The organism is Herbidospora mongoliensis (assembly GCF_001570545.1).
GTDB classification, from domain to species: Bacteria; Actinomycetota; Actinomycetes; order Streptosporangiales; family Streptosporangiaceae; genus Herbidospora; species Herbidospora mongoliensis.
The window spans coordinates 105,523-126,780 of sequence record NZ_BBXD01000011.1 but is presented as its reverse complement, the minus strand read 5'-3'; the positions used below and the strand labels follow the sequence as shown (position 1 = coordinate 126,780).

Sequence of the window (21,258 nt, the reverse complement as noted above, 5' to 3'; positions counted from 1 at the left end):
GCGGCCTAGCGCCCAGGGCCGTAGATGTCCCAGAGCTCGCCGAGGAAGAAGCTGCCGAAGCGGGCCAGTGTCGCCAGGCCGTTCGGGCCGGTGGTCTTGAACGTCGTCAGCATGCGTGCCAGATCTGACGGCGAGATGTGCATCGTGCCCGAGCCGAGCGGCTTGGCCGGGTCGTCTTCCTGTACGTGGCCTTCGAGCAGCCTCGTGTGCAGGGTAGAGGTGTCGAGCCAGAGCCGCGTGGGCGGGCCGTGCTCGACGTGTTTGACGCCCGCCAGTGTGCGGGGCTGGCCCTCGCCGTCGTGGAAGTGCAGCAGATACCGCATCTCCCGCCGATCGGTGGCCTCTCCGGGTGCGAAGAGGTTGAACCAGCCCCGCTCGATGGGACGCCGGCCCCCGCAGACAGCGGCGTCTATCCATCCCTCGACCGTGGCCGTGTGGTCCGGTTCGCCGAGGAAGCGGTCGACGTCGTCGGCCGTGATGGTGATCCGGAAGCTGATCGGGTCGCTGCCGTCGAGCGACCCGCGCATCTCCTCGGTGAAGGAGAGCGAGGTGACTGTGCGGATTCCCATCAGACGTGCCTTCTTGGTCGTGTTCATTCGGTCTGCCAGCCGGATGGCCAGCCGGTCGGCCATGGCCGCGATGGTCAGGGCCGGGTTGGCCCCCACCGGGCCGGGCATGGCGGCGCCGTCGGCGACGTACAGGCCCTCGTGGCCGAAGACCTGGCCGTCGCCGTCGATGACGCCCTCGCCGATGTGGCGGCCCATCGGCGCGCCGCCGAGCGGGTGGACGGTGACCACCCGCTTCAGCGGCGCGTCGGAGTAGTCGGCGCCCAGCACATCGCCGATCCGGCGGATCGCGCCGCGCACCTGGTCGAAATATGCGTCGCTGGTCTCGGCCGTCCAGTCGAGAACCAGCCGGTCGCCCGAGAGCCGCAGAATGCCGTCGGGCACGTCGCGGCCCATCGCCAGCATCGGCAGGGACCGGTCCGAGAGCTCGCCTCTCCCCATGAGGCGGGCCATCTCGGCCGACAGATTGTGGTCGCGGGTGACCAGGCCCCGTACGCGCTCCAGCGCGAACCTGACCGCCCGCTTGAACTCGTCGCCGACGTCGGCGGCCTCCGCTATCCAGTCGACGAAGGCGGGGAAGCCGCCCTCCTGGATGTACGCCGACCCCGGCAACTTGACCACACTCGTGATGACCGGCCCCCTCGACGCCGCGACCGGACGGTCCTTGGTCCGCAGCAGGAACGCGATCAGATCGCCGTTGCCGGAGAACCGGGTGCCCAGCATGTGGCTCATGCCGGGCAGTTCGTGCCGGTTCGACAGCAGCAGCTTGACCGTCCCGTAGGTGCCGGCCGCCAGGATCAGCGCGTCGCAGCTGATCGTGTGCGGGCCGGTCGCCGGGTCGTGCTGTACGTAGCCGATGTCATAGCCGCCCCCCGTGCGCGGCTTGATCGACTTCACCTCGTGCAACGTCCGGATGTCGGCGCCCTTGTGGCGCGCGGCGGCCAGATAGTTGTGGTCGAGGCTGTTCTTGGCGCCCACGTTGCAGCCGATGTTGCACTCGCCGCACAGGACGCAGGTCTTGCGGCCGGTGGCGTGCAGGCTGCCGTATTCGGGCTCGATGATCGGGAGGCCCAGGCCCGGCTCGGCGCCGGGCTTGGGGGCGAAGCTGACCGCCAGCGGCGGCAGCGAGAAGTCGAGGCCCAGCTCGGCCGCGGCGTCCTGGATGACCCGCGTCTTCAGCGTGTCGCGGTAGGCCGGGCGGTCGAGCGGGTAGGTGGTGGCGCCGAGCATCCGCTCGACCTCGTCGTAGTGGGGCTCCAGGTCGTCCCGGCAGATCGGCCAGTGCTCGTAGCCGCCGCCGGGCAGCGGCGACTCGTGCACGAACGCCTTCTCGTCCTTGCGCAGCAGCACGTTGGCGTAGATGAGCGAGCCGCCGCCGAGGCCGCTGGAGACGATCGAGTCGCACGCGCCGAAGCTCCACACGTCGTACATGCCGTGCAGGCCCTCGGCCGGGTCCCAGAACGCCCGGCCCATCTGGGCGGGGCTGCGGGGGAAGTCGCCGGGAGCGTAAGGGCGGCCGCGTTCGAGCACGACCGTCGACAGGCCCGCCTCGGCCAGCCGGTAGGCCGCCACCGCGCCGCCGAAGCCGGAGCCGACGACGACCGCGTCAACGTGCTCCACGGGCGCTCCCGTGCTTCTGGATGAACTCGAGGATGTGCGGGAAGACGTCGCGGTGGGCGTTCTTGCCGATGATCGGGTCGACGTGGCCGTAGCCGGGGAGGATCTGGAGTTCGTGCAGGCCCGGGTTCTGCTTCGACATGACGTCGTGGCAGACGATGTTGGAGTCGGTGAAGACGTGGTTGCGGTCGCCGGTGAGGAACAGCACCGGCACGTCGATGTCGGACGCCGCCTTCAGATAGTCCTCGGGTAGCTCGCGGAACCTGTCGTCGTGCCTGACGGCGTGGCCGGCGCGGGACATCCTCCGCATGTGGCGGTAGTAGTGGACGCCGTTGGCGCCGAACAGGTCGGCCACCCGGTGGTGGGTCTCCTCGGCCAGGTTCTCGTGGCTCCACAGCCCGGGGTTCCCCGCGCCCCACATGAAGCTGATCATGTGGCAGGAGCGCACGTCGCACTCGCGGTGGAACAGCGACACCATCCGGGAGATCATCCAGCCGCGCGTCATGACCGGCGCGTCGCCGAACCGGGGGTCGAGGAACGGCACCCCGGCGATGTAGTCGAAGAAGCCCGGCCCGAACGCCAGCTTCAGCTTCGACCAGGTCGGCACCCGGATCGACAGGGCGACGCTGTTGGAGGTGACGCTGCTGATCCCGTCGACCAGGCCGGCGGCCAGGCTCATCATGAACGACACCGACCCGAGGCACTGCGCGATGACGTGGATGCGCTTGTGCGGCCCGATGTGCCGGCGCAGCTCGGCCAGCCCGGCCGGGTGGTCGAACAGCGCGATGTCGTCGAGGGTGAAGCGGTGGGTCTCGGTGTCGTACGGGTGGCGGCAGCTCATCCGGAAGTCGAGTGACCAGACGTCGGTCAGCCCGTTGTTGAGCAGGTAGGTCACCAGGTTCGTGTGCTCCGGCATGATGAACATGTCGGTGGAGGCGGGCAGACCGTGCAGCAGCAGCACGACGTCGTCGGAATCGGCCCGGAAGAACCTCGTCAGTTCCAGGCCCAGACCGTCGTCGGTCGGGAACGGGTACATGCTGATCTCGGCGTCGCTGACGCCGTCGTTGGTGAACCGGGCTATGCGCATGAGTCCGCCTCCTCTCGGAACCACAATGCCAATAGGGGGCACACCCCTACATCGTGGAAAACTCGTACATTCAGCCGAGCTGTGCGAGCGTGGCCGTGAGACTGCCGCGAGAGCTCACGCCGAGCTTCTCGAACGCCCTGGTCAGATGGGTTTCCACGGTGCGTACCGAGATGTGCAGGCGGTCGGCGATCTGCTGGTTGCCGCACCCCTCCGCGACCAGGCGGGCGATCTCCAGCTCGCGCCCGGTCAGCCCGTGGGCCCCGGCGGCCCGCGCCGCCGCCACCCGTTTGCCGGCCCGGCGCTGCTCCCTGATCGTCGTGGCGGCCAGGCCGCGCGCGCCGCACGTGGTGAAGATGTCGCACGCCGCCTCCAGGTAGGGCAGCGCGGCGCGTTTCCTGCCGCCGTCGACGCAGGCCGTGCCCGCCCGCAGCAGGGCCCGCCCGGCGTCGTAGCGGCGGCCGGCTTTGGTCAGGATCTCGGCGGCGGTGACGGCCAGCTCCTCGGCCTCGGTGTCGAGCGTCGCGTGGGCGCGGGCGAGGCGGGCCAGGCCGTCGGTGAACTCGAGCTCGGGGCGGACCATCCCGGCCGCCCGCTCGGCCCAGTCGGCCGCCTCCTTCGCCTCGCTCCTGGCGGCGTGGGCGGCCGCCATCGTCTCGCAGAAGGCCAGCATGCTGAACTCCTCGAGCCGGTCGCCGGTGTACGCCTCCTCGACCGCCGCGATGGCCTGCTCGTCGAGCCGCCCGGCGCGGGCCAGCGCGGTGGCGTAGGCGTAGCGGGCCTGGGCGCCGTGCCACTCGGTGGTGCTGAAGCCCGACGTGGCTGCGGCGTGGCCGAGGCGGATGGCGTCCTCCTCGTCGCCGGCGGCGCCGGCCAGCAGGCTCTGCTGGGCCAGGGCGACGACGCTGGCGTACCCGGAGTTGAGCAGCAGGGCGATCTCGGCCGACTCCTCGGCGGCGACCTGGCCCTCGGGGATGCTGCCGAACACGCCGTGCAGGTTGCCCAGCCCGGCCAGCATGTTGGTCAGGATGAACGTCTGGCCGGTCGCCTTCACCGCCGCGATGGCGCGCTCCAGCCTGGCCAGCGCCGGGCGGTGGTGGCCGAGCCAGATCTCCGACCAGCTCATCCAGGCGACCGTGTCCATCCAGGCGAGCTGGTGGATCTCCGGGGTCGCGTCGGCCAGCGCCTGCGCGGCGGCGACGTGCCGCAGCGCCTCCTCGACGCGGTGCCCGGCGTAGGCCGTCATCGGGCGCAGCATCGCGATGGCCAGCCGCAGGCCGGGGTCGTCGGTGTCTTCAGGCATGAAGTCGAGCACCGCCTGGGCGGCCCGGTGGTCGCCGCGCATGAGGCTCTCTGCGACCAGGCGCAGGCGCATCGGCAGCGCCGCGGGGAGGCGCGGCTCGGGGATCTCGCGCAGTTCGGAGACCAGCACGGCCCGGCCCTCGCCCGGCCGGTCGAGCAGCCGCTCCACGAGGGCGCAGAACCGGGCGGCCTGGGCCCGGCGGGCGTAGTCGTCGCGCGGCAGCAGCCGCAGGACCTCGTAGGCGGTCGTCCGGGCCTCGGTGAGCTGGCCGCTCACGGTCTGGTTGCGGGCCAGTTCCAGCAGCAGGTCGAGCCGGTCGGTGGAGTCGGGCAGCAGCCCGAGGGCCACCTGCAGCCAGTGGGCCGAGGTCGCCGGGGCGGTGGTGGAGACCTGGCGGGCGGCGTTGACCAGGACGTCCACCGCGTCGCGGTCGCCGAAGGAGGCAGAGCGTTCCACATGGTGGGCACGCAGCGGCGCGGGCGCGTCAACGGCGGCCAGGCGCTCGGCGATCCGCTGGTGGGCCGACAGCCGCCAGCCGGGTTTGGTCGATTCGTACACGGCCTGGCGGACGAGCGGGTGCCGGAACCGGAACCGGCCGCCGACGGGGCGGACCAGGTCGCGGTCGGCGAGTTCGTCGAGGGCGTCGAGCGCGGTGGCGATCGGCACCTTGGCGGCCACGGCGGCCAGTTCGGCCTCGAACTCGTCGGCGGCCACCGCCGCGCCCTGGGCGACCTTCAGGGCGTCGCCGGACAGGTCGCGCAGCTCCAGGGCGAGCGCGTCGTTCTTGGAGCCGGGCAGGTCGCCCGCCTCGACTCGCGCCAGGGCCTGTAAATAGAAGGGGTAGCCCTCGCTGGCGTCGTACAGGGCCTTCTTGCGGCTCCGGCTCACGCCGGGGCCGAGCAGTTCGCCCGCCTCCTCCTCCGAGAGCGGCCCGATGGGGACGCGGGACCCGCCGACGGCCAGCTTGGGCGGCGCCTGCTTCGGCCGGTACGCCACCACGACCATCAGCCGCGCCTTGGGGGAGTGGCGGCTGACGTGGTCGAGGAACTCGATCGTGGCCTCGTCGGCCCAGTGGACGTCGTCGAGCACCAGCACCAGCCCCGCCGGGCGGGCGATGCGCGTCAGCAACTGGGCGACGGAGCGGTAGAGGCGGTAGCGGACCAGCGCCGAGACGTCGTCGGAGGGCTCGGCCGTCGCGCCGAGCGCGGGGAACACCGAGGCCAGCAGCGGGTCGTCGTTCTCGATGGACTCCAGGTGGCCGTCGAGCGCGTCGACCAGCGCGGAGAACGGCATGACCTGCTCGAACTCGGCGGCCCTGCCCCACAGCGTGAGGCAGCCCTGAGCGTCGGCCAGTCTCTCCAGCTCGGCCAGCAGCCGGGTCTTCCCGGCGCCGGGCTCGCCGACGAGCGCGAGCAGCCGGAACTGCCCGCTCACGATTGCGTCCAGCGACCCCCGAAGATCATTCAGCACGTCCCGCCGGCCGACCAGGGGGGCAGAATGATCATTCATCGGCGGCACCATGATCACTTGCCTGCTATCTCACAGCGACTGTACAGCTACCACGAAAACGATGCCCGGCAATATCTCGCATCACCGATACTTTCGACGCATAGTCATGCAAATCGTGACGGCCTGACGTGCGGTTCTTGCGGTCCGCCGTCAGGGTTGGCGCATTTGGGCAATGCGATTCTGATCTGGGACGTCTTTCCGCTGTCGTCCCGGCCCGGCGGTCGTCATACGCCGCGTCATCAGAAACCCGCGGCTTGCGTGCGGATGCCGAAACGGCCCCTCCGCGTGGAGGGGCCGTGTTCATGACTGCGGGGTGGTGACTACACCAGGCCCTTGGCCTCCAGGACCGAGCAGCAGGTGTTGGTGATCAGGCGGGTGACGATGTAGGGGTCGATGTTGGCGTTGGGACGCCGGTCTTCGATGTAGCCCTTCTTGTCGACCTCGACCTGCCACGGGATGCGCACCGAGGCGCCCCGGTTCGACACGCCGTAGCTGTAGACGTTGTAGGGCGCGGTCTCGTGGAGACCGGTGAGGCGCTGCTCGATGCCGAAGCCGTAGCCCGCGATGTGCTCCTCGACCTTGCCCTCGGCGCCGAGCGCCTCGCACGCCGCGATGATCGCGTCGTAGCCCTCGCGCATGGCCTTGGTGGAGAAGTTGGTGTGGGCGCCGGCGCCGTTCCAGTCACCCTTGGCGGGCTTGGCGTCGAGCGTGGCCGACACGCCGTAGTCTTCGGCGATGCGGTAGAGCAGGTAGCGCGCCATCCACATGTGGTCGGAGCACTCGAGCGGGCCGGCCGGGCCGATCTGGAACTCCCACTGACCGGGCATGACCTCGGCGTTGATGCCGGAGATCTTCAGGCCGGCCTCGATGCAGGCGTCGAGGTGGGCCTCGACGATGTCACGGCCGACGACCTCGTCGGCGCCGATGCCGCAGTAGTAAGGGCCCTGCGGGCCGGGGAAGCCGCCGACCGGGAAGCCGTAGGGGCGGCCGTCCTTGAAGAAGGTGTATTCCTGCTCGATGCCGAACCAGGACTCCTGCGCCTCGAACTGCTCGGCGATCGGGGTCAGCAGCGCGCGGTGGTTGCTCGGGTGGGCCGAGCCGTCGACGTTGTAGACCTCACACAGCACCAGCACGTTGTCGCCGCCCCGGATGGGGTCGGGACACGAGAAGACCGGCTTCAGCACGCGGTCGGAGTCGTGACCCTCGGCCTGGTTGGTGCTCGAACCGTCAAAGCCCCAGGTGGGGAGGTCGGCACCGTCGGCCAGCACCCGGGTCTTGGACCGGAGCTTCGCGACCGGCTCGGTGCCGTCTATCCAGATGTACTCGGCCTTGAACGCCACGTCTTTTCCTTCCCTGGAGGCGGACCGGGGTCGATGGCCGCCACGCCGAGATTCCCAAGAAGCCATTTCATGTCCATTGCCCGTTTGTGAACACGATGTGAAACGGGAGGTCCGTGTGTTAAATCATCTGGCTCAAACGCTGGTGATCACGGCGAAGCGGGCGCCGAACTGGTCGGCCAGCACGGCGAACCGGCCTACGGTCTCGACCGAGACGGGCGGGTCGAGGATGGTGCCGCCCTCGGTGACGGTCGCCTCGACGGCCGCGTCGACGTCTCTGACCTCGAAATAGGGCAGCCAGAACGGCTTGGTGCCCGGGTTGAGGGTGATCACGCCGCCGATCGTCGGGCGGTCGCCGCCGGGCAGCCGGATCGTGGTGTAGCCGACCCCGGCGACGGTGGCCTCGATCGACTGGTGGTCGAGGGCCGCCGCGTAGAACGGCGCCACGGAGGGCGGGCTGGCGACATAGAGCTCGGTCCAGCCGAGGCTGCCGGGCTCGGTCACGGCGTCGAGGCCCTTGCGGCCCCGGCCCTGCCAGATAGCGAAGTCGGCCCCGGCCGGGTCGGTCAGCGCGGCGGCGCGGCCCTGGTCGAACACGTCGTAGGGGGCCACCCGGACGGTGCCGCCGGCCTTCTCGGCGCGGGCGGCCGCGTCGTCGGCGTCGGGGGTGGCGAAATAGATCGTCCAGGCGGAGCCCGCGCCTTCTTCGGTCAGCGGGCCGACCGCGGCGACGATCTTGCCGTCGTGGAGGAAGAAGCCGTAGCCGCCCGCGTCGGGCCCGGCCGACCGGAACTCCCAGTCGAGCACGGCGGCGTAGAACGTGGCCGAGGCGCCGGTGCCGGGCGAACCCAGGTCGACCCAGCAGGGGGCGCCCGGCAGGTAGTCGGTCGTGAGCATGTGAGCTCCTTCGAACAGATTTTCGGTGACGACAACTCTGGCACGTCCTGCCGACATTTTTTCCAGCGCCGACCCCGCGCAGCGGTTCCCCCAGGAGCCTTTCCGGCGAAATGGGACGTACGTGACCCCGGCCGTAGTAGTGCCTGCGATCATGAGAAAGCTCCCCCGGCGTCGGACGAAGGGGTGGCCGTGACCCTGCGGGGGTGGCTCCTGAACGGGCTCACGGCCGATCGGGGGCAGCTGGAGCACGGCCCGGAGGCGAAGCACGCCTGGTGGCGGGTCATGTGCCTGACCGGCGTCGACTACTACTCCACGCTCGGCTACCAGCCGGGCATCGCCGCGCTCGCGGCCGGCGCGCTGTCACCGGTCGCGACGCTGTTCCTTGTCGCGCTGACCCTGTTCGGCGCGCTGCCGGTCTATCGGTACGTCGCCGGACAGAGCCCCCACGGCGCGGGCTCCATCGCGATGCTGGAGCGGCTCGTCCCGGCCTGGCAGGGGAAGCTCTTCGTGCTCTGCCTCCTCGGCTTCGCGGGCACCGACTTCGTCATCACGATGACCCTGTCGGCCGCCGACGCGACCGCCCACATCATCGAGAACCCGTTCGCGCCCGATTGGCTCGACGGCCAGGAGATCCCGATCACCCTGGTGCTGCTGGCCGCGCTCGGCGCGATCTTCATGGCCGGGTTCACCGAGGCCGTCGGCGTGGCGACGGTGCTGGTCGTGGCCTATCTGGCACTGAACGCGGTGGTCGTGGCGGTGGGCATCGAGCACGTCGTCGCCAACCCGGCCGTGTTCGGCGAGTGGGACCGGCTGCTGGAGGCCCGGCACGCCTCACCGCTGGCCATGATCGGGCTGGCGCTGCTGGTGATGCCCCGCCTGGCGCTGGGCCTGTCCGGGTTCGAGACCGGGGTCGCGGTGATGCCGGTGATCAGGGGCGACATCCCGCGCCGGATCAGGTCGGCCAGGAAGATGCTCACCACGGCCGCGCTGATCATGAGCGTGTTCCTGATCCTCAGCAGCTTCGTCACGACGCTGCTCATCCCGGCGCCCGAGTTCCAGGAGGGCGGCAAGGCCAACGGCCGGGCGCTCGCCTATCTCGCGCACGCCTATCTCGGCGAGTGGTTCGGCACCCTGTACGACGTCAGCACCATCGCCATCCTCTGGTTCGCCGGCGCCTCGGCGATGGCCGGGCTGATCAACCTGGTGCCCAGATTCCTGCCCAGGTACGGCATGGCCCCCGAGTGGGCCTCCGCCGTCCGGCCGCTGGTGCTGATCCTCATCGCCATCGCGTTCGTGATCACGTTCCTCTTCGACGCGAGCGTCGACCAGCAGGCGGGCGCGTACGCCACCGGCGTGCTGGTGCTGATGCTGTCGGCCGCCGTCGCGAGCGCGCTGTCGACCCGGGCGAAGGGGCGGCGCCGGGCGTCGTGGATCTTCGGGATCATCAGCGCGGTGCTCACGTACACCCTGGTCGACAACGTCATCGAGCGGCCCGACGGGGTGAAGATCGCCGGCTTCTTCATCGTGGCCATCGTGGTCACCTCGCTGATCTCGCGGGCCACCCGGTCGACCGAACTGCGGGTGACGCGGGTGCGGCTCGACTCGCTGGCCGAGCAGTTCGTCAACGAGTGCTGCTCCGGTGAGCTGCACCTCATCGCCAACGAGCCGCAGCGCCGCGACCAGGCCGAATACAACGACAAGCTGCGCGAGAACTGGTTCATGCACCGGCTGCGCGCCTCCGAGCAGGCGATCTTCGTCGAGGTCACGATCAACGACGCGTCGGAGTTCGAGACCGAACTCTACGTGCGCGGCGAGGAGCGGTACGGGAACAAGGTGCTGGTCGTGGTGAGCGCGACCGTGCCCAACGCGCTGGCCGCGCTGCTGCTCTACCTGCGCGACCGGACCGGCCGGGTGCCCAACATCTACTTCCACTGGACCGAGGGCAACCCGATCACCCAGATGCTCCGCTATCTGATCTTCGGCGGCGGCGACGTGCCTCCGCTGACCCGCGAGGTGCTCCGGCTGGCCGAGCCCGATCCGCTGAGGAGGCCACACGTCCATGTGGGGTGACCTGAGAACATCGGGAGGTGAACGTCGAATGCGCCCGACAGCGACCGAGCGTGAGCGCCGGCCTCCGGGCCGTCCGCGCCGGGAGGGAACGCGACCGCCCGGCCGGGGAGGTCCGCGCCGCTTTCCGCCGCCGTACTGGCGTCCGAGCAGGTGACTTCGGCGGATGACGGTCCGGGGACGGCTCCGCGTCTACCTGGGTGCGGCGCCGGGCGTCGGCAAGACCTTCGCGATGCTCGGCGAGGGCCGCCGCGCCCTCGAACGGGGCCGTGACGTCGTCGTGGGCCTGGTCGAGACGCACGCCCGGCCGAAGACGGCCGCGCTGCTGGCCGACTTGGAGACGGTGCCGCGCCGTGAACTCGTCCATCGGGGCGCGGTCTTCGCCGAGATGGACGTCGACGCCGTGCTGGCCCGCCGTCCGAAGGTGGCCCTGGTCGACGAACTCGCCCACACCAACGTGCCGGGTTCCCGCAACGCCAAGCGGTGGCAGGACGTCGAGGAGCTGCTCGACGCCGGCATCGACGTCGTCACCACGGTGAACGTGCAGCATCTGGAGTCGCTCAACGACGTCGTCGAGGAGATCACCGGCGTGCCGCAGCGGGAGACGGTGCCCGACGAGGTGGTCCGCAGGGCCGACCAGATCGAGCTGGTCGACATGTCGCCCGAGGCGCTGCGCCGCCGGATGGCCCACGGCAACGTCTACGCGCCCGAGAAGGTCGACGCGGCGCTGTCCAACTACTTCCGCGTCGGCAACCTGACCGCGCTGCGGGAACTGGCGCTGCTCTGGGTCGCCGGGCGGGTCGACGACCAGCTCGACCGCTACCGCGCCGAACACGGCATCGCCACCACGTGGGAGGCGCGCGAACGCGTCGTCGTGGCGCTGACCGGCGGCCCCGAGGGCGACACGCTGATCCGCCGCGCCGCCAGGGTGACCGCCCGCACCAAGGGGGCCGACCTGCTGGGCGTCCACGTCACCCGGGGCGACGGCCTGATCGGCGGAGACCCCGCCCACCTGGCCCGGCAGCGGGCCCTGGTCGAATCGCTGGGCGGGACCTATCACCAGGTCGTCGGCGACGACGTGCCCCGGGCGCTGCTCGACTTCGCGCGCGGGGTGAACGCGACCCAGCTCGTGCTGGGCGCGTCCCGGCGGGGGCGGCTGGCCCAGATCCTGTTCCGGGGGGTCGGGGCCGAGACGATCGCGCGGTCGGGCTCGATCGACGTCCACATGATCACTCACCAGCAGGCGCGGCGGGGCCTGCCGCGACCCGGCTCACGGGCCGCGCTGACCCTCACCCGCCGCATCGCCGGATGGGTGACCGCGCTGGCCGGCATGCCCGCGCTGACCGCCCTGGTCTATCCGCTGCGCGACCTGCTCGCACTGTCCGGCCAGATCCTGCTGTTCCTGCTGATGGTCGTGATCGTCGCCCTGGTCGGCGGCATGTGGCCCGCCATCACCGCCGCCGTCTTCGGCTTCCTGCTGCTCAACTACTTCTTCACCCCGCCGATCGACAAGTTCACGGTCGCCGACCCGCAGAACCTGTTCGCTCTTTTCGTGTACGTCCTGGTCGCCGTCCTGGTGAGCCTCGTCGTCGACCTGGCGGCCAGGAGGACGCGCGAGGCCGCGATGGCGGGCGCCGACGCCGAGGTCCTGTCGACCCTGGCGGGCCACGTCCTGCGCGGCGAGGCCGCCCTGCCCTCCCTGCTGGCCCGCCTCCGCGAGACCTACGGCCTGACCTCGGTCACCCTGCTCGAACGCCGATCTCCACCGGCCCCCGACGACCGCGCCGACCCCGAGGCGTGGCGCATCGTCGCCGCCGCCGGAGGCGTGCCCTGCACGAGCCCCGGCGTCGCCGACACCGACGTGGTGATCGACGAGAAACTGGTCCTGGCCGTCAGAGGCCGTCTGCTCGGCGCCTCCGACCGCCGCGTCCTGGAGGCCTTCGCCGCCGAGACGGCCGTCGCGCTGCGCCAGCGCCGGTTGGTGGCGGAGGCCGAACAGGCCAAACCGCTGGCCGAGGCCGACCGCATGCGCACCGCGCTGCTCGCCGCCGTCAGCCACGACCTGCGCACCCCGCTGGCCTCGGCCAAAGCGGCGGTCGAGAGCCTGCGCAGCACCGACGTGACGTGGTCGGCCTCCGATGAGGCCGAACTGCTCGAAACCGCCGACGAGTCCCTGGTGAAGCTGACCCGGCTGGTGGAGAACCTCCTCGACATGAGCCGCTTGCAGGCCGGGGTGCTCGGCGTCTCCCTGGAGCCGGTCGCGCTGGCCGAGGTCCTGCCCCGCGCGCTCGAAGACCTGCCGGTGCGGATCGACGTACCCGACGACCTGCCCGAGGTGAGCGCCGACCCGGCGCTGCTGGAACGGGTGCTGGCGAACCTGGTCCTGAACGCGGTCCGCTACAGCCCCGGCTACGTGCTGCTCACCGCGAGCTCACATGACAACAAGGTGGAGATCCGGGTGGTCGACCGGGGCCCCGGCATCCCGCCGGAGGCCCACGACCAGGTCTTCCAGCCGTTCCAGCGCCTCGGCGACCGGGACAACCACTCGGGGGTCGGGCTCGGGCTGGCCCTGTCACGCGGGCTCGCGGAGGCGATGGGCGGTGCCCTCACCCCGGACGAGACGCCCGGGGGAGGGCTGACGATGACGATGACCCTGCCGATATCGAACATGTGATCGAATGATGTTTGCGCGACGACGACCGCGCCTACGTGTTCGCCATCGTTCATCACGGGGTGACCCTGTCGGCAGACGACACGCTCGTCGACGCCGGACGACTGGTCGACAACGTGGGCGGGCAGGGGATGACCTTCAACCGGCCCCTGTCTCCGGGGGTCGACGTCTTCGGCTACCAGGGGCCGACGTTGGAGCACGCGACCGGGCCGAGGTTCCCGGTCGACCTCACCCATCTCCCCTCCGACCGGCCGGTCGGGGTCGACTCGGCCTGGACGGGTGAGGGGGCACTCGGGTCGTCGTGGCTGGCCGATCACGCCGGCGGGCTCGGCTACCTCAACGGCGTCACCATCGGCGTGGCCGACACCGACGGCGACGGCGTGACCGACACGGCGGTGTCGCCCTACTTCGACGGCGACGCGTGGTCTGTCTTCAAGGCCGTTTCCAGTTACTGGTCGGGCAGGATCGTCTAGCTCAGCGCGTCGCGGGCGTCCATGAGGGCGAAGCCGAGGAGGTTAAGGCCCTTCCACGTCTTGGGGGAGGCCGCCTTCTCGGCGGTCGCCGTCACGCCGATGCCCCAGACGCGGTCGTAGGGGCTCGCCTCCACCAGCACCCGGTCGCGGGTGCCGAGCAGGAAGTCGCGCAGGTCAGGGTGGGCGGTGAACTTCGCGATGCTGCCGCGGACCACGATGCCGGACCGTTGCGCGGTCCAGATCTTGTCGGAGTAGCCCTGCACGCTGCGGCCCAGTTCCTTGGCCTCGCCGGGGCTGGGTGCGGCGAGGACCTTGGCGGCCGTCTCCTCGTCGCCGAAGAGCCAGGCCTTGTGGGCCATCATGTAGTGCTCGGCCGTGGGGAAGAGGTGGCCGTCTTCGGTGAAACCGGCCTCCCACCACTGGCTGAGGCAGCCCGCGCCCACACCGCCGTCGCGAGGGGGACGATGGCCCCAGAAGAAGAGGTAGTGCAGAACCTGACCGGACGCCTCGGCGTTGACGGCTTCTTCGACGGAACGGGGTAGCGTCACCGGGCCAACCTACCGGTCGTGGGCTGCGGTTCTGCCCTTCGGTCCGGTCGGCCTCGGCGCGGGCGCCGGTTTCGGGCGACGCTGGTCGTTGCGCGTGGGCGGGGCGGTCTGCTTCGGTTTCCTGCTGATCACGGGCACGGTCCCGACGGTTCGATGGCGACGGTGATGTCGACCTCGGAGCCGCGTGCCACCGGCGTGCCGGCGTCCGGGCTCTGATCGGTCACCTGGTCGACGTCGTTGCACAGCCGGTCGACGACGCGGAACACCGCGCCGAGGTTCAGGCCCGCGGTGGTGATCCGGCTGACCGCGGTGTCCTCGAACAGGCCGGTCACGTCGGGGACGAGCACCACGGTCGGCGGGCTCGGCCCGCTCGTCGGCGTCGGGTCGGGTGTCTGCGTGCCGACGACGACCAGGGTGGTCGAACGGCCCACGGAGATGGTGCTCACCGTCGAGGTCATCGCGGCCGGGTGGGCGGTCAGGGAGAAGGGCTGGGTGGAGCCGGTGCCGAGGGCGCCGGCGGTGTTGTCGCCCCAGGTCAGCACGGTGCCGTCGGCCGTGGTTCCGGCCGAGGTGCCGCCCATGCCGGGGTCGGCCCAGGTCAGGCCCATGATCGGGGTGATCGTGGGGGTGCGCCTGGCCGTGGTGGTGCCGTCGCCGAGACGTCCGCTGGTGTTGTCGCCCCAGGCCCACAGACGGCCTGCGGCGATGGCGAACGTCGACTTCTCGCCGGGCATGACCATCTGGGCGTCGGTGATGCCGGGCACCCGAACCGGCACGTACGACCGGGGGGCCGCCCCGATGCCGAGCTGACCTGAGGCGTTGCTGCCCCACGTCCACACCGTTCCGTCGGTCTTCACCGCGGCGGAGTGGACGCCGCTGCGGGAGGCGAGGGCGGTCCGGACCCCGGAGATGCCGGTGACCTGGACGGGAGTGGGCCGGTTGACGGTCGTGCCGTCGCCGAGTTCGGCGAAGCCGTTGTGGCCCCAGGCCCAGACGGTGCCGTCGGTCTTGACGGCCAGGCTGTAGCGGTATCCGGCCGACACGCTGCGCACGCCGGTCAGTCCGGCGATCATGCGCGGGTCGGGCCTGCTGGTGGTCGTACCGTCACCCAGCTGGCGGTAGGTGTTGTCGCCCCAGGCCCAGACGGTCCCGTCCACGGACAGCGCCAGGATGTGCCGATCTCCCACGGAGACCGCGGTGACGGGGGGCAGCCCGCCGACCCCCTGCGGGACGGTCGCGTCGACCACGCCGGGCAGGCTGCCCCACTGGAACACGTACCCCCGGTCGTTGACCCCGGCGCTGAAGGTGCCGCCGGCCGCCACCTGCTGGATGCGCGCCGTGCCGTGCGGGCGGCCGGCGGGCAACCGGCCGACGAGCACCGGGACGGAGCTGTCGGTGGTGGTTCCCTTGCCGAACTGGCCGCTGGTGTTGAGCCCCCAGGCCCAGAATTTCGTCCCGGCCCATTGCGGTTCAGGAGTGAACGCGGCGAGCGCCGCCACGACCGCCATCACGGCGGCCAGAATCTTCATCGATCTCACATCAGGGAAGGCGTTCCCTCACCGGTCCACCCGGATGGAACACCATGTCACACGGTGGATCACCCGGTGGGTTTCACCAGAGCACGTAGCCCCTCGGCCAGTTCCGGACCGGGCTGCACACGCCGGCCGTCGTCGGCGTGGGGGCGATGCCGGCGCTCGCGGCGGTGTCGCTCTCCCGGAGAACCGGGCGCGCTAGGACAACGCCGCCGTCGTGATCCTTGTTAGCCTCACCCCTCTGACGGAGCACCGGGGGTAGACATGTGGGCGGTCGTGATCGCTGCGGTTCTGGCGGGCGGTTCCGGCGTAGTGCCGGCCGTGAGCGCCGAGGCTTCGACCTGGCGGTATGCCCAGCTTCCGCCTCGCGTGGGCTTCGACTCCTTCGGCCACGTGGCGGCCGGGGGCCCGAAGGACATCTGGGCCGCCGGTTCCAACCCCGACCTGCTGGAACATTTCGACGGCAGGCGCTGGCGGTCGATGCCGAGGCCGTCCGGCCCGATCACCGCCCTGTCCGCCGCGTCGCCCCGCGACGTGTGGGCGCTCACCGCGGGTAAGGCTCACCGCTGGGACGGCAAGGGCTGGAAGGCCGTGCGGTCGCTGTCGAAGTCGGCCTATGTGCTGCTCGCCGCGGTCCCCGGCGGGGCCTGGGTGTCGGAGCAGGGGAAACTGCTCCGGTACGACGGCAGGAGCTGGCGCACCGTACCCACCCCCGCCAAGCTGGAGATCGGCGGCATCCACGCCCGGGGTGCCAATGACGTCTGGGTGGTCGGCCGGTACAAGTCGGGCAAGGCCGTCTACGACGACATCGAGGGCGGCGTGCCCGCCGTGCTGCACTGGAACGGACGTGCCCTGGCGAATGTGCCGGTCGCCGCGCCGGCGGGCATCCGGTCGGTCCTCCAGCTCGACGACGTGACCGTCGGCAAGCGCGGTGAACTGTGGCTCGCGGGCTATTCGGTCCTCGACGGCGACCGCCTGCCCGTTCTGCACCGGAGCGGCTCGAAGTGGACGACCCGGACCCCGCCGCGCACCACCCCGCCCGAGAAGATCGAGCCCGACGGCGCCGGGGGCGTCTGGTTCGACTACGGCCTCGACCAGCCGCTGTGGCGCAGCCGCGCCGGTAAGTGGACGAAGGTCGCCGCCCCCAAGCCGCCGCCGGGCCGTGCGTTCGGCCTCTTCACCCATCCCGGCAGTGGCGTCACGGCCCACATCCCGGGCACGAGGCTGCTGGTCCGGGCGGGCGCGACCCACGTCTCGCCGGGCAGGCTGATGACCCCGGAAACGAGCGAGCGCGCCCAGAAGTCGACCGACCGGATGCTCATGACCGGCCCGTATGGCTGACTTTGTCGGTCCTTGCTGATTCATCTGACGAAATGTCAATATTTCGGTTGGTCAGGGATTTTGTTAGCGTCTTCAGGCAATGCCATTGATCATCTCCGCATTCCAAGGAGCACTACCTGACGGCCGGCACTGTGGTCGAGTCGAAGAAGGTCCCCGTCGCGCCTGTCCACGTGTTGAGCGGGATCACCACGATCGCCTCGCGCACACCGGTGCTCAGGGCGAACCAGGTGGAGATCGAGCACGACCCGGACGCGCCGGACCAGGGCACTGGGCAGATCTGGACCGGCGTCGCCGCGCCGCTCCACAACACCGTGCCGGAGATCAGGGTTCCCGGCGGCGTCCTCCAGGCCCGAAGCGTTTGGGTTCCGGACGACGCCGTCGGCCCCGGGTCCGGAACTGCGGGCCATCGTGTATCACCAGTTCGGCTTCTCGCTGAACGCGGCCTTCGAGGTGGCGCACGATCCTGACGTACCGGAGCAGGGAACCGGGGTGATCTGGACCGGCGAGGACCAGAGAGACATCGTGCCGGCCACGCCCGCGAAGGTGACCGTCCCCGGCGGTGCGCTGGAGGACGGCTGGCAGATCCGGTGGCGGGTCCGGGCCGAGACGGTGGACGGGCTGCTCGTCGGCGAATGGTCGGAATGGCAGGAGGCGACCGTTGATACGACGGAATAACGTCGACATTTGTCGGTCATTGCCAATTCCTTGGCCGGAAAGTCAATATTTCGGTTAATGGGAGAGTTTGTTAGGTTCCTTGCGCGAGGTCATTGATCATCTCCGCATTCCAAGGAGCCTGATGAGGGCGCTCTCCCTGATGGTCACACTCACGACGGCGGCCGCACTGGCCGCCGTCCCCCTTCCCGCAGCCGCGGATCCGCCGATTCTCGAAATCGTGCGGTACATCGGCCCGAACGACGACATCCGGGTGTTCTCCGGTAATACCGAGAACTTTCTCGCGTTGCCGGGCGCGTCGCAATTGCAGGTGGGCACGGACATCAAGGGTTACCAGTCCCGGGGATACCTGAGATTCGACCTGTCCTCGCTGCCCGAGGGCGTCGTCACCTCTGCCACGCTGACGTTGACCGGCATCCGCGCGCCCGCGTGCGGGCCGGTGGTCGGGGAGGGGATTCAGGTGCGCCGGGTCACCGGAGCCTGGGCGGCCGACTTCCTCCACTGGAACAACAAGCCCGGCTCGACCGACGACGACGCCCAGATCGCCACCAAGGGCGTCAACTCAAGCTGCCCGGTCTACCCCGACTCGGTGGAGTGGCCGGTCACGGGCATCGTCGGCGACTGGATGAGCGGCACGGAGAACCACGGCCTGGTGCTCCAGTCTCCGGACGAGACCACCAACGACGGTTCCTGGACCTTCACGTCGTCGGAGAACTTCAGCTACGACCCGCCCCTTCTCGCGGTCACCATGGACGTCGTCTCGGCCCCCCAGGTGCGGGAGGCGCGTCTCATGCCGGTCTACCAGGAAGACGGCCTCACCCGGGTGGCCTCGCTGACGCCCCGCATCTACGTGAACGCCACCGATCCGGCCGGCGGCCGGCTGGCGGGCGAGGTGGAGGTCGAGCACGACCCCGCCGCCCCCGCCACGCAGGGCACCGGGTTGATCTGGACCGGCGTCTCGCCCCCCAACGTGCCGAAGCCGACGGTCCAGGTTCCCCCGGGGAACCTCCAGGAGGGCTGGCAGATCCGCTGGCGGGCCCGCGCCCACAACACGAGGGCGGGCACGGTCTCCGACTGGGGATCGTGGCACTCCGGCACCGTCGAGACCCTCGCCGCCCCGGAGGTCACCGCGCACGAGGTCGTCCCGTCGTACGAGGAGGGGGGTACGACGGTGAGTCTGGGGCTCACCCCCGAACTGCGGGTCACCGTGACGCATCCGTTCGTCGACTCGCTGAGGGCGGAGTTCGAGATGGAATACGATCCGGACTCGCCGATGTCGGGAACCGGTCTGATCTGGGAGGAGTACTCCCAGGACGATATTCCGTCAGGTGGGCAGGCAGTGGTGACCATCCCCGCGGGCCTCGTCGAGGGCGGCCTGCGGGTCCGCTGGCGGGCTCGTGCGATCGCCGGGCCGTACCCGTCGGAGTGGTCCGGCTGGCAGAAGCTCACCCTCGACATGTGAGACCCCGCGCGTGCTGAGGGCGGGTGCCCTGCGGGGGCGCGCCCGCCCTCAGCACGCCGTCAGGGTGACGGCGGCACCGCGCGGAGGGCGTCGGGAGTCAGGTCGGCCAGGGTCGGATAGCCGTCCACGGCCATGATCAGGTCGGCCTCGGCCAGGATGGTGCGCAGCACGTGGACGATCCCCTCGACGCCACCCAGCGCGAGTCCGTAGGCGTAGGGGCGGCCGATGCCGACGGCGGTGGCGCCGAGGGCGAGGGCTTTGATCACGTCCGCGCCCGAGCGGACGCCCGAGTCGAAGAGGACCGGCAGGCCGTCGGCGGCCTCCACCACGCCGGGCAGGGCGTCGAGGGCGGGCAGGCCGCCGTTGGCCTGGCGTCCACCGTGGTTGGAGCAGTAGATGCCGTCCACTCCCGCGTCTTTGGCGCGGCGGGCGTCGTCGGGGTGGCAGATGCCCTTCAGGATGAGCGGCAACGTGGTGGTCGAGCGGAGCCAGGTCAGGTCGTCCCAGGTCAGCGGATTGCCGAAGACCTGTGCCCAGCGGGCGACGGTGTCTCTCGGGTCCTCTCCGGCGATCCGGAAGACCGGGTCGGACGTGTAGTTGGCCAGGCAGAACCCCCTGAGCTGGGGGAAGTTGGCGGTGCGCAGGTCGCGGGGGCGCCAGCCGGTCACCCAGGTGTCGAGGGTGACGACGATGCCCTGGAAACCGGCGGCCTCGGCGCGGTGGATCAGGCTCTCGGCCAGGTCGCGGTCGGTGGGGGTGTAGAGCTGGAACAGGCCGGGGGTCTGGCCGAACTCGGCGGCGACGGTCTCCATCGGGTCGGCGGAGAGGGTCGAGGCGATCATCGGGACCCCGGTGCGGGCCGCCGCCTGAGCCGTGGCCACATCGCCGTGGCCGTCTTGGGCGCACAGGCCGATCACCCCGACCGGGGCCATGAAGACGGGGGTGGGCAGGCGCATTCCGTACAGATCAATGGAGAGATCGCGCTGAGCGGCGCCGACCAGCATGCGCGGCATCAGGCCCCAGCGGCGGAAGGCCGCGACGTTGGCCCGCTGGGTGTGCTCGTCGCCCGCGCCTCCGGCGACATACGACCAGATCGACGGCGGGAGCGCCGACTCGGCCCTGGCCTCAAGCTCGGCGAAGGACATCGGCAGGGCCGGCCGGAGGCCGCGCAGACCGGCCGCGTAGATCTCGTTCTGGAAGTCGCCGAACTGCGGGCTCATGCCTGTCTTCCCTGGTAGACGCGGAGATTGAGGGTGACCAGGTCGAGCAGCGGGACCGGCACCCCGAGCTCGCGGGCCCGCCTCGCGAGATCGCCGAAGATCTCCTCCACCTCGACGGGCCGGTCGCAGACCAGGTCACGGTAGGCCGACGAGGTCATCGGGGAGGGGGTCGCGGTGACGGTCTGGCGGGTGTTCTCCAGCACCTCCTTCGGCACCGGGTGGCCGGCGGCTTCGGCGACGGACGCGCATTCGTCCAGGACCGCCTCGGCGAACTCGGCTCCGCCGGGGGTGGACGCGACCTCCCCGATCGTCCCGCGCATCAGGCAGGTGACCGCGCCGGTGGCGGCGATGAAGACCCATTTGGCCCACATCTCGGCGACGATGTCGGCGGACTGGCAGGTCGCGAACCCGGCGTCGCCGAGCGTGCCGACGAGCCGGTCGGGGGCGAGCCCCTCGCGGGCGCCGTAGGTCAGGCTCTGCACGTCGCCGAGACGGCGGACGTCGCCGTTCGCGTCGACGGTGGTGTTCACCAGCACCACCCCGCCGAGGACCCTCGGATCGCCGAACCGCTCGGCCAGGACGTCGATGTGCCGCATCCCGTTGAGCACCGGCAGGATGAGAGTGTCCGGGCCGACGGCGGGGGCGAAGTCGTCGATGGCGGCGCGCAGCGCGTTGGCCTTCACGGCGAGCAGGATCAGGTCGAACGGCTGAGCGATCTCGTTCGCTGTGATCGTGTACGGGTGAAGCGTGGTCTCCTCGCCGAGCCCGACGATCCGCAGTCCGCGCTCCCGCAGCAGGCGTCTCCGCCCGGGACGGACCAGGAACGTCACGTCCCGCCCCGCTTGGACGAGCCGGCCCCCGAGATATCCGCCGACCGCTCCGGCGCCCACGACCAGGATCTTCATACTCAAAACGCTATGCATGGGATATTTCGAGGGCAATCCAGGAATGGTCGAAAG

16 protein-coding genes are annotated in these 21,258 nt (G+C 70.6%); 6 read left to right on the top strand and 10 right to left on the bottom strand.

Annotated elements, in window-relative coordinates; translation table 11 throughout:
- Positions 1–5: 5 nt before the first annotated feature.
- The 5 genes from AW272_RS12260 to AW272_RS12240 form a co-directional block, all read right to left on the bottom strand.
- Complete coding sequence (locus tag AW272_RS12260; RefSeq protein WP_066363891.1) at positions 6–2,186, bottom strand: GMC oxidoreductase; 2,181 nt, start codon at positions 2,184–2,186, stop codon at positions 6–8.
- Entirely contained in the window at positions 2,173–3,270 is a 1,098-nt protein-coding gene (locus tag AW272_RS12255; protein WP_066363889.1) for an alpha/beta fold hydrolase, read from the bottom strand. Before AW272_RS12255 ends, AW272_RS12260 begins: the two co-directional genes overlap by 14 nt.
- Positions 3,271–3,340: 70 nt before the next feature.
- Positions 3,341–6,079 carry a helix-turn-helix transcriptional regulator gene (locus tag AW272_RS12250; RefSeq protein ID WP_157518501.1) on the bottom strand — a complete coding sequence of 913 codons (2,739 nt, stop codon included), beginning with the start codon at positions 6,077–6,079 and terminating at the stop codon, positions 3,341–3,343.
- 320 nt (positions 6,080–6,399) lie between these two features.
- The gene (gene glnII / locus AW272_RS12245; protein WP_066363888.1) at positions 6,400–7,419 is read right to left on the bottom strand and encodes a glutamine synthetase GlnII; all 1,020 of its coding nucleotides are present in this window, start codon (positions 7,417–7,419) and stop codon (positions 6,400–6,402) included.
- 132 nt (positions 7,420–7,551) lie between these two features.
- Positions 7,552–8,313, bottom strand: coding sequence for a VOC family protein (locus AW272_RS12240; RefSeq protein ID WP_066363886.1), 762 nt, complete (start codon positions 8,311–8,313; stop codon positions 7,552–7,554).
- Between the two features lie 189 nt (positions 8,314–8,502).
- Between AW272_RS12240 and AW272_RS12235 the strand changes: the two genes are divergently transcribed.
- The 3 genes from AW272_RS12235 (at position 8,503) to AW272_RS12225 (ending at position 13,524) form a co-directional block, all read left to right on the top strand.
- Positions 8,503–10,383 carry an APC family permease gene (locus AW272_RS12235; RefSeq protein WP_245657467.1) on the top strand — a complete coding sequence of 627 codons (1,881 nt, stop codon included), beginning with the start codon at positions 8,503–8,505 and terminating at the stop codon, positions 10,381–10,383.
- Between the two features lie 163 nt (positions 10,384–10,546).
- Positions 10,547–13,054 carry a DUF4118 domain-containing protein gene (locus tag AW272_RS12230; RefSeq protein WP_066363883.1) on the top strand — a complete coding sequence of 836 codons (2,508 nt, stop codon included), beginning with the start codon at positions 10,547–10,549 and terminating at the stop codon, positions 13,052–13,054.
- An 11-nt stretch (positions 13,055–13,065) separates the two neighbouring features.
- A complete protein-coding gene (locus AW272_RS12225) occupies positions 13,066–13,524 on the top strand; it encodes a hypothetical protein (protein WP_066363881.1) in 459 nt (152 codons plus the stop codon).
- Here the strand turns inward: AW272_RS12225 and ybiA are convergent.
- Together ybiA and AW272_RS12215 are read right to left on the bottom strand one after the other, a co-directional pair.
- A complete protein-coding gene (ybiA, locus tag AW272_RS12220; RefSeq protein WP_066363879.1) occupies positions 13,521–14,072 on the bottom strand; it encodes a riboflavin biosynthesis intermediates N-glycosidase in 552 nt (183 codons plus the stop codon). The genes AW272_RS12225 and ybiA overlap by 4 nt on opposite strands.
- A gap of 128 nt (positions 14,073–14,200) precedes the next feature.
- On the bottom strand, positions 14,201–15,601 hold the full coding sequence (locus tag AW272_RS12215) for an RCC1 domain-containing protein (RefSeq protein WP_066363878.1): 1,401 nt from the start codon (positions 15,599–15,601) through the stop codon (positions 14,201–14,203).
- 279 nt (positions 15,602–15,880) lie between these two features.
- Between AW272_RS12215 and AW272_RS12210 the strand changes: the two genes are divergently transcribed.
- Positions 15,881–16,945, top strand: coding sequence for a WD40/YVTN/BNR-like repeat-containing protein (locus AW272_RS12210; RefSeq protein WP_157518500.1), 1,065 nt, complete (start codon positions 15,881–15,883; stop codon positions 16,943–16,945).
- Positions 16,946–17,057: 112 nt separating this feature from the next.
- On the opposite strand, the gene AW272_RS12205 is transcribed toward AW272_RS12210, so the two are convergent.
- Positions 17,058–17,213, bottom strand: a complete 156-nt coding sequence (locus tag AW272_RS12205) for a hypothetical protein (protein ID WP_157518499.1) — start codon at positions 17,211–17,213, stop codon at positions 17,058–17,060.
- A 140-nt stretch (positions 17,214–17,353) separates the two neighbouring features.
- Here AW272_RS12205 and AW272_RS12200 point away from each other — a divergent pair, with 140 nt between their 5' ends.
- Positions 17,354–17,620, top strand: a complete 267-nt coding sequence (locus AW272_RS12200; RefSeq protein WP_066363872.1) for a hypothetical protein — start codon at positions 17,354–17,356, stop codon at positions 17,618–17,620.
- A gap of 121 nt (positions 17,621–17,741) precedes the next feature.
- Positions 17,742–19,079, top strand: a complete 1,338-nt coding sequence (locus tag AW272_RS12195; protein WP_066363869.1) for a DNRLRE domain-containing protein — start codon at positions 17,742–17,744, stop codon at positions 19,077–19,079.
- Between the two features lie 59 nt (positions 19,080–19,138).
- On the opposite strand, the gene AW272_RS12190 is transcribed toward AW272_RS12195, so the two are convergent.
- Together AW272_RS12190 and AW272_RS12185 are read right to left on the bottom strand one after the other, a co-directional pair.
- A complete protein-coding gene (locus AW272_RS12190; protein ID WP_066363867.1) occupies positions 19,139–20,299 on the bottom strand; it encodes a lactate 2-monooxygenase in 1,161 nt (386 codons plus the stop codon).
- Complete coding sequence (locus tag AW272_RS12185; protein WP_066363865.1) at positions 20,296–21,204, bottom strand: ketopantoate reductase family protein; 909 nt, start codon at positions 21,202–21,204, stop codon at positions 20,296–20,298. Before AW272_RS12185 ends, AW272_RS12190 begins: the two co-directional genes overlap by 4 nt.
- Between the last annotated feature and the right edge of the window lie 54 nt (positions 21,205–21,258).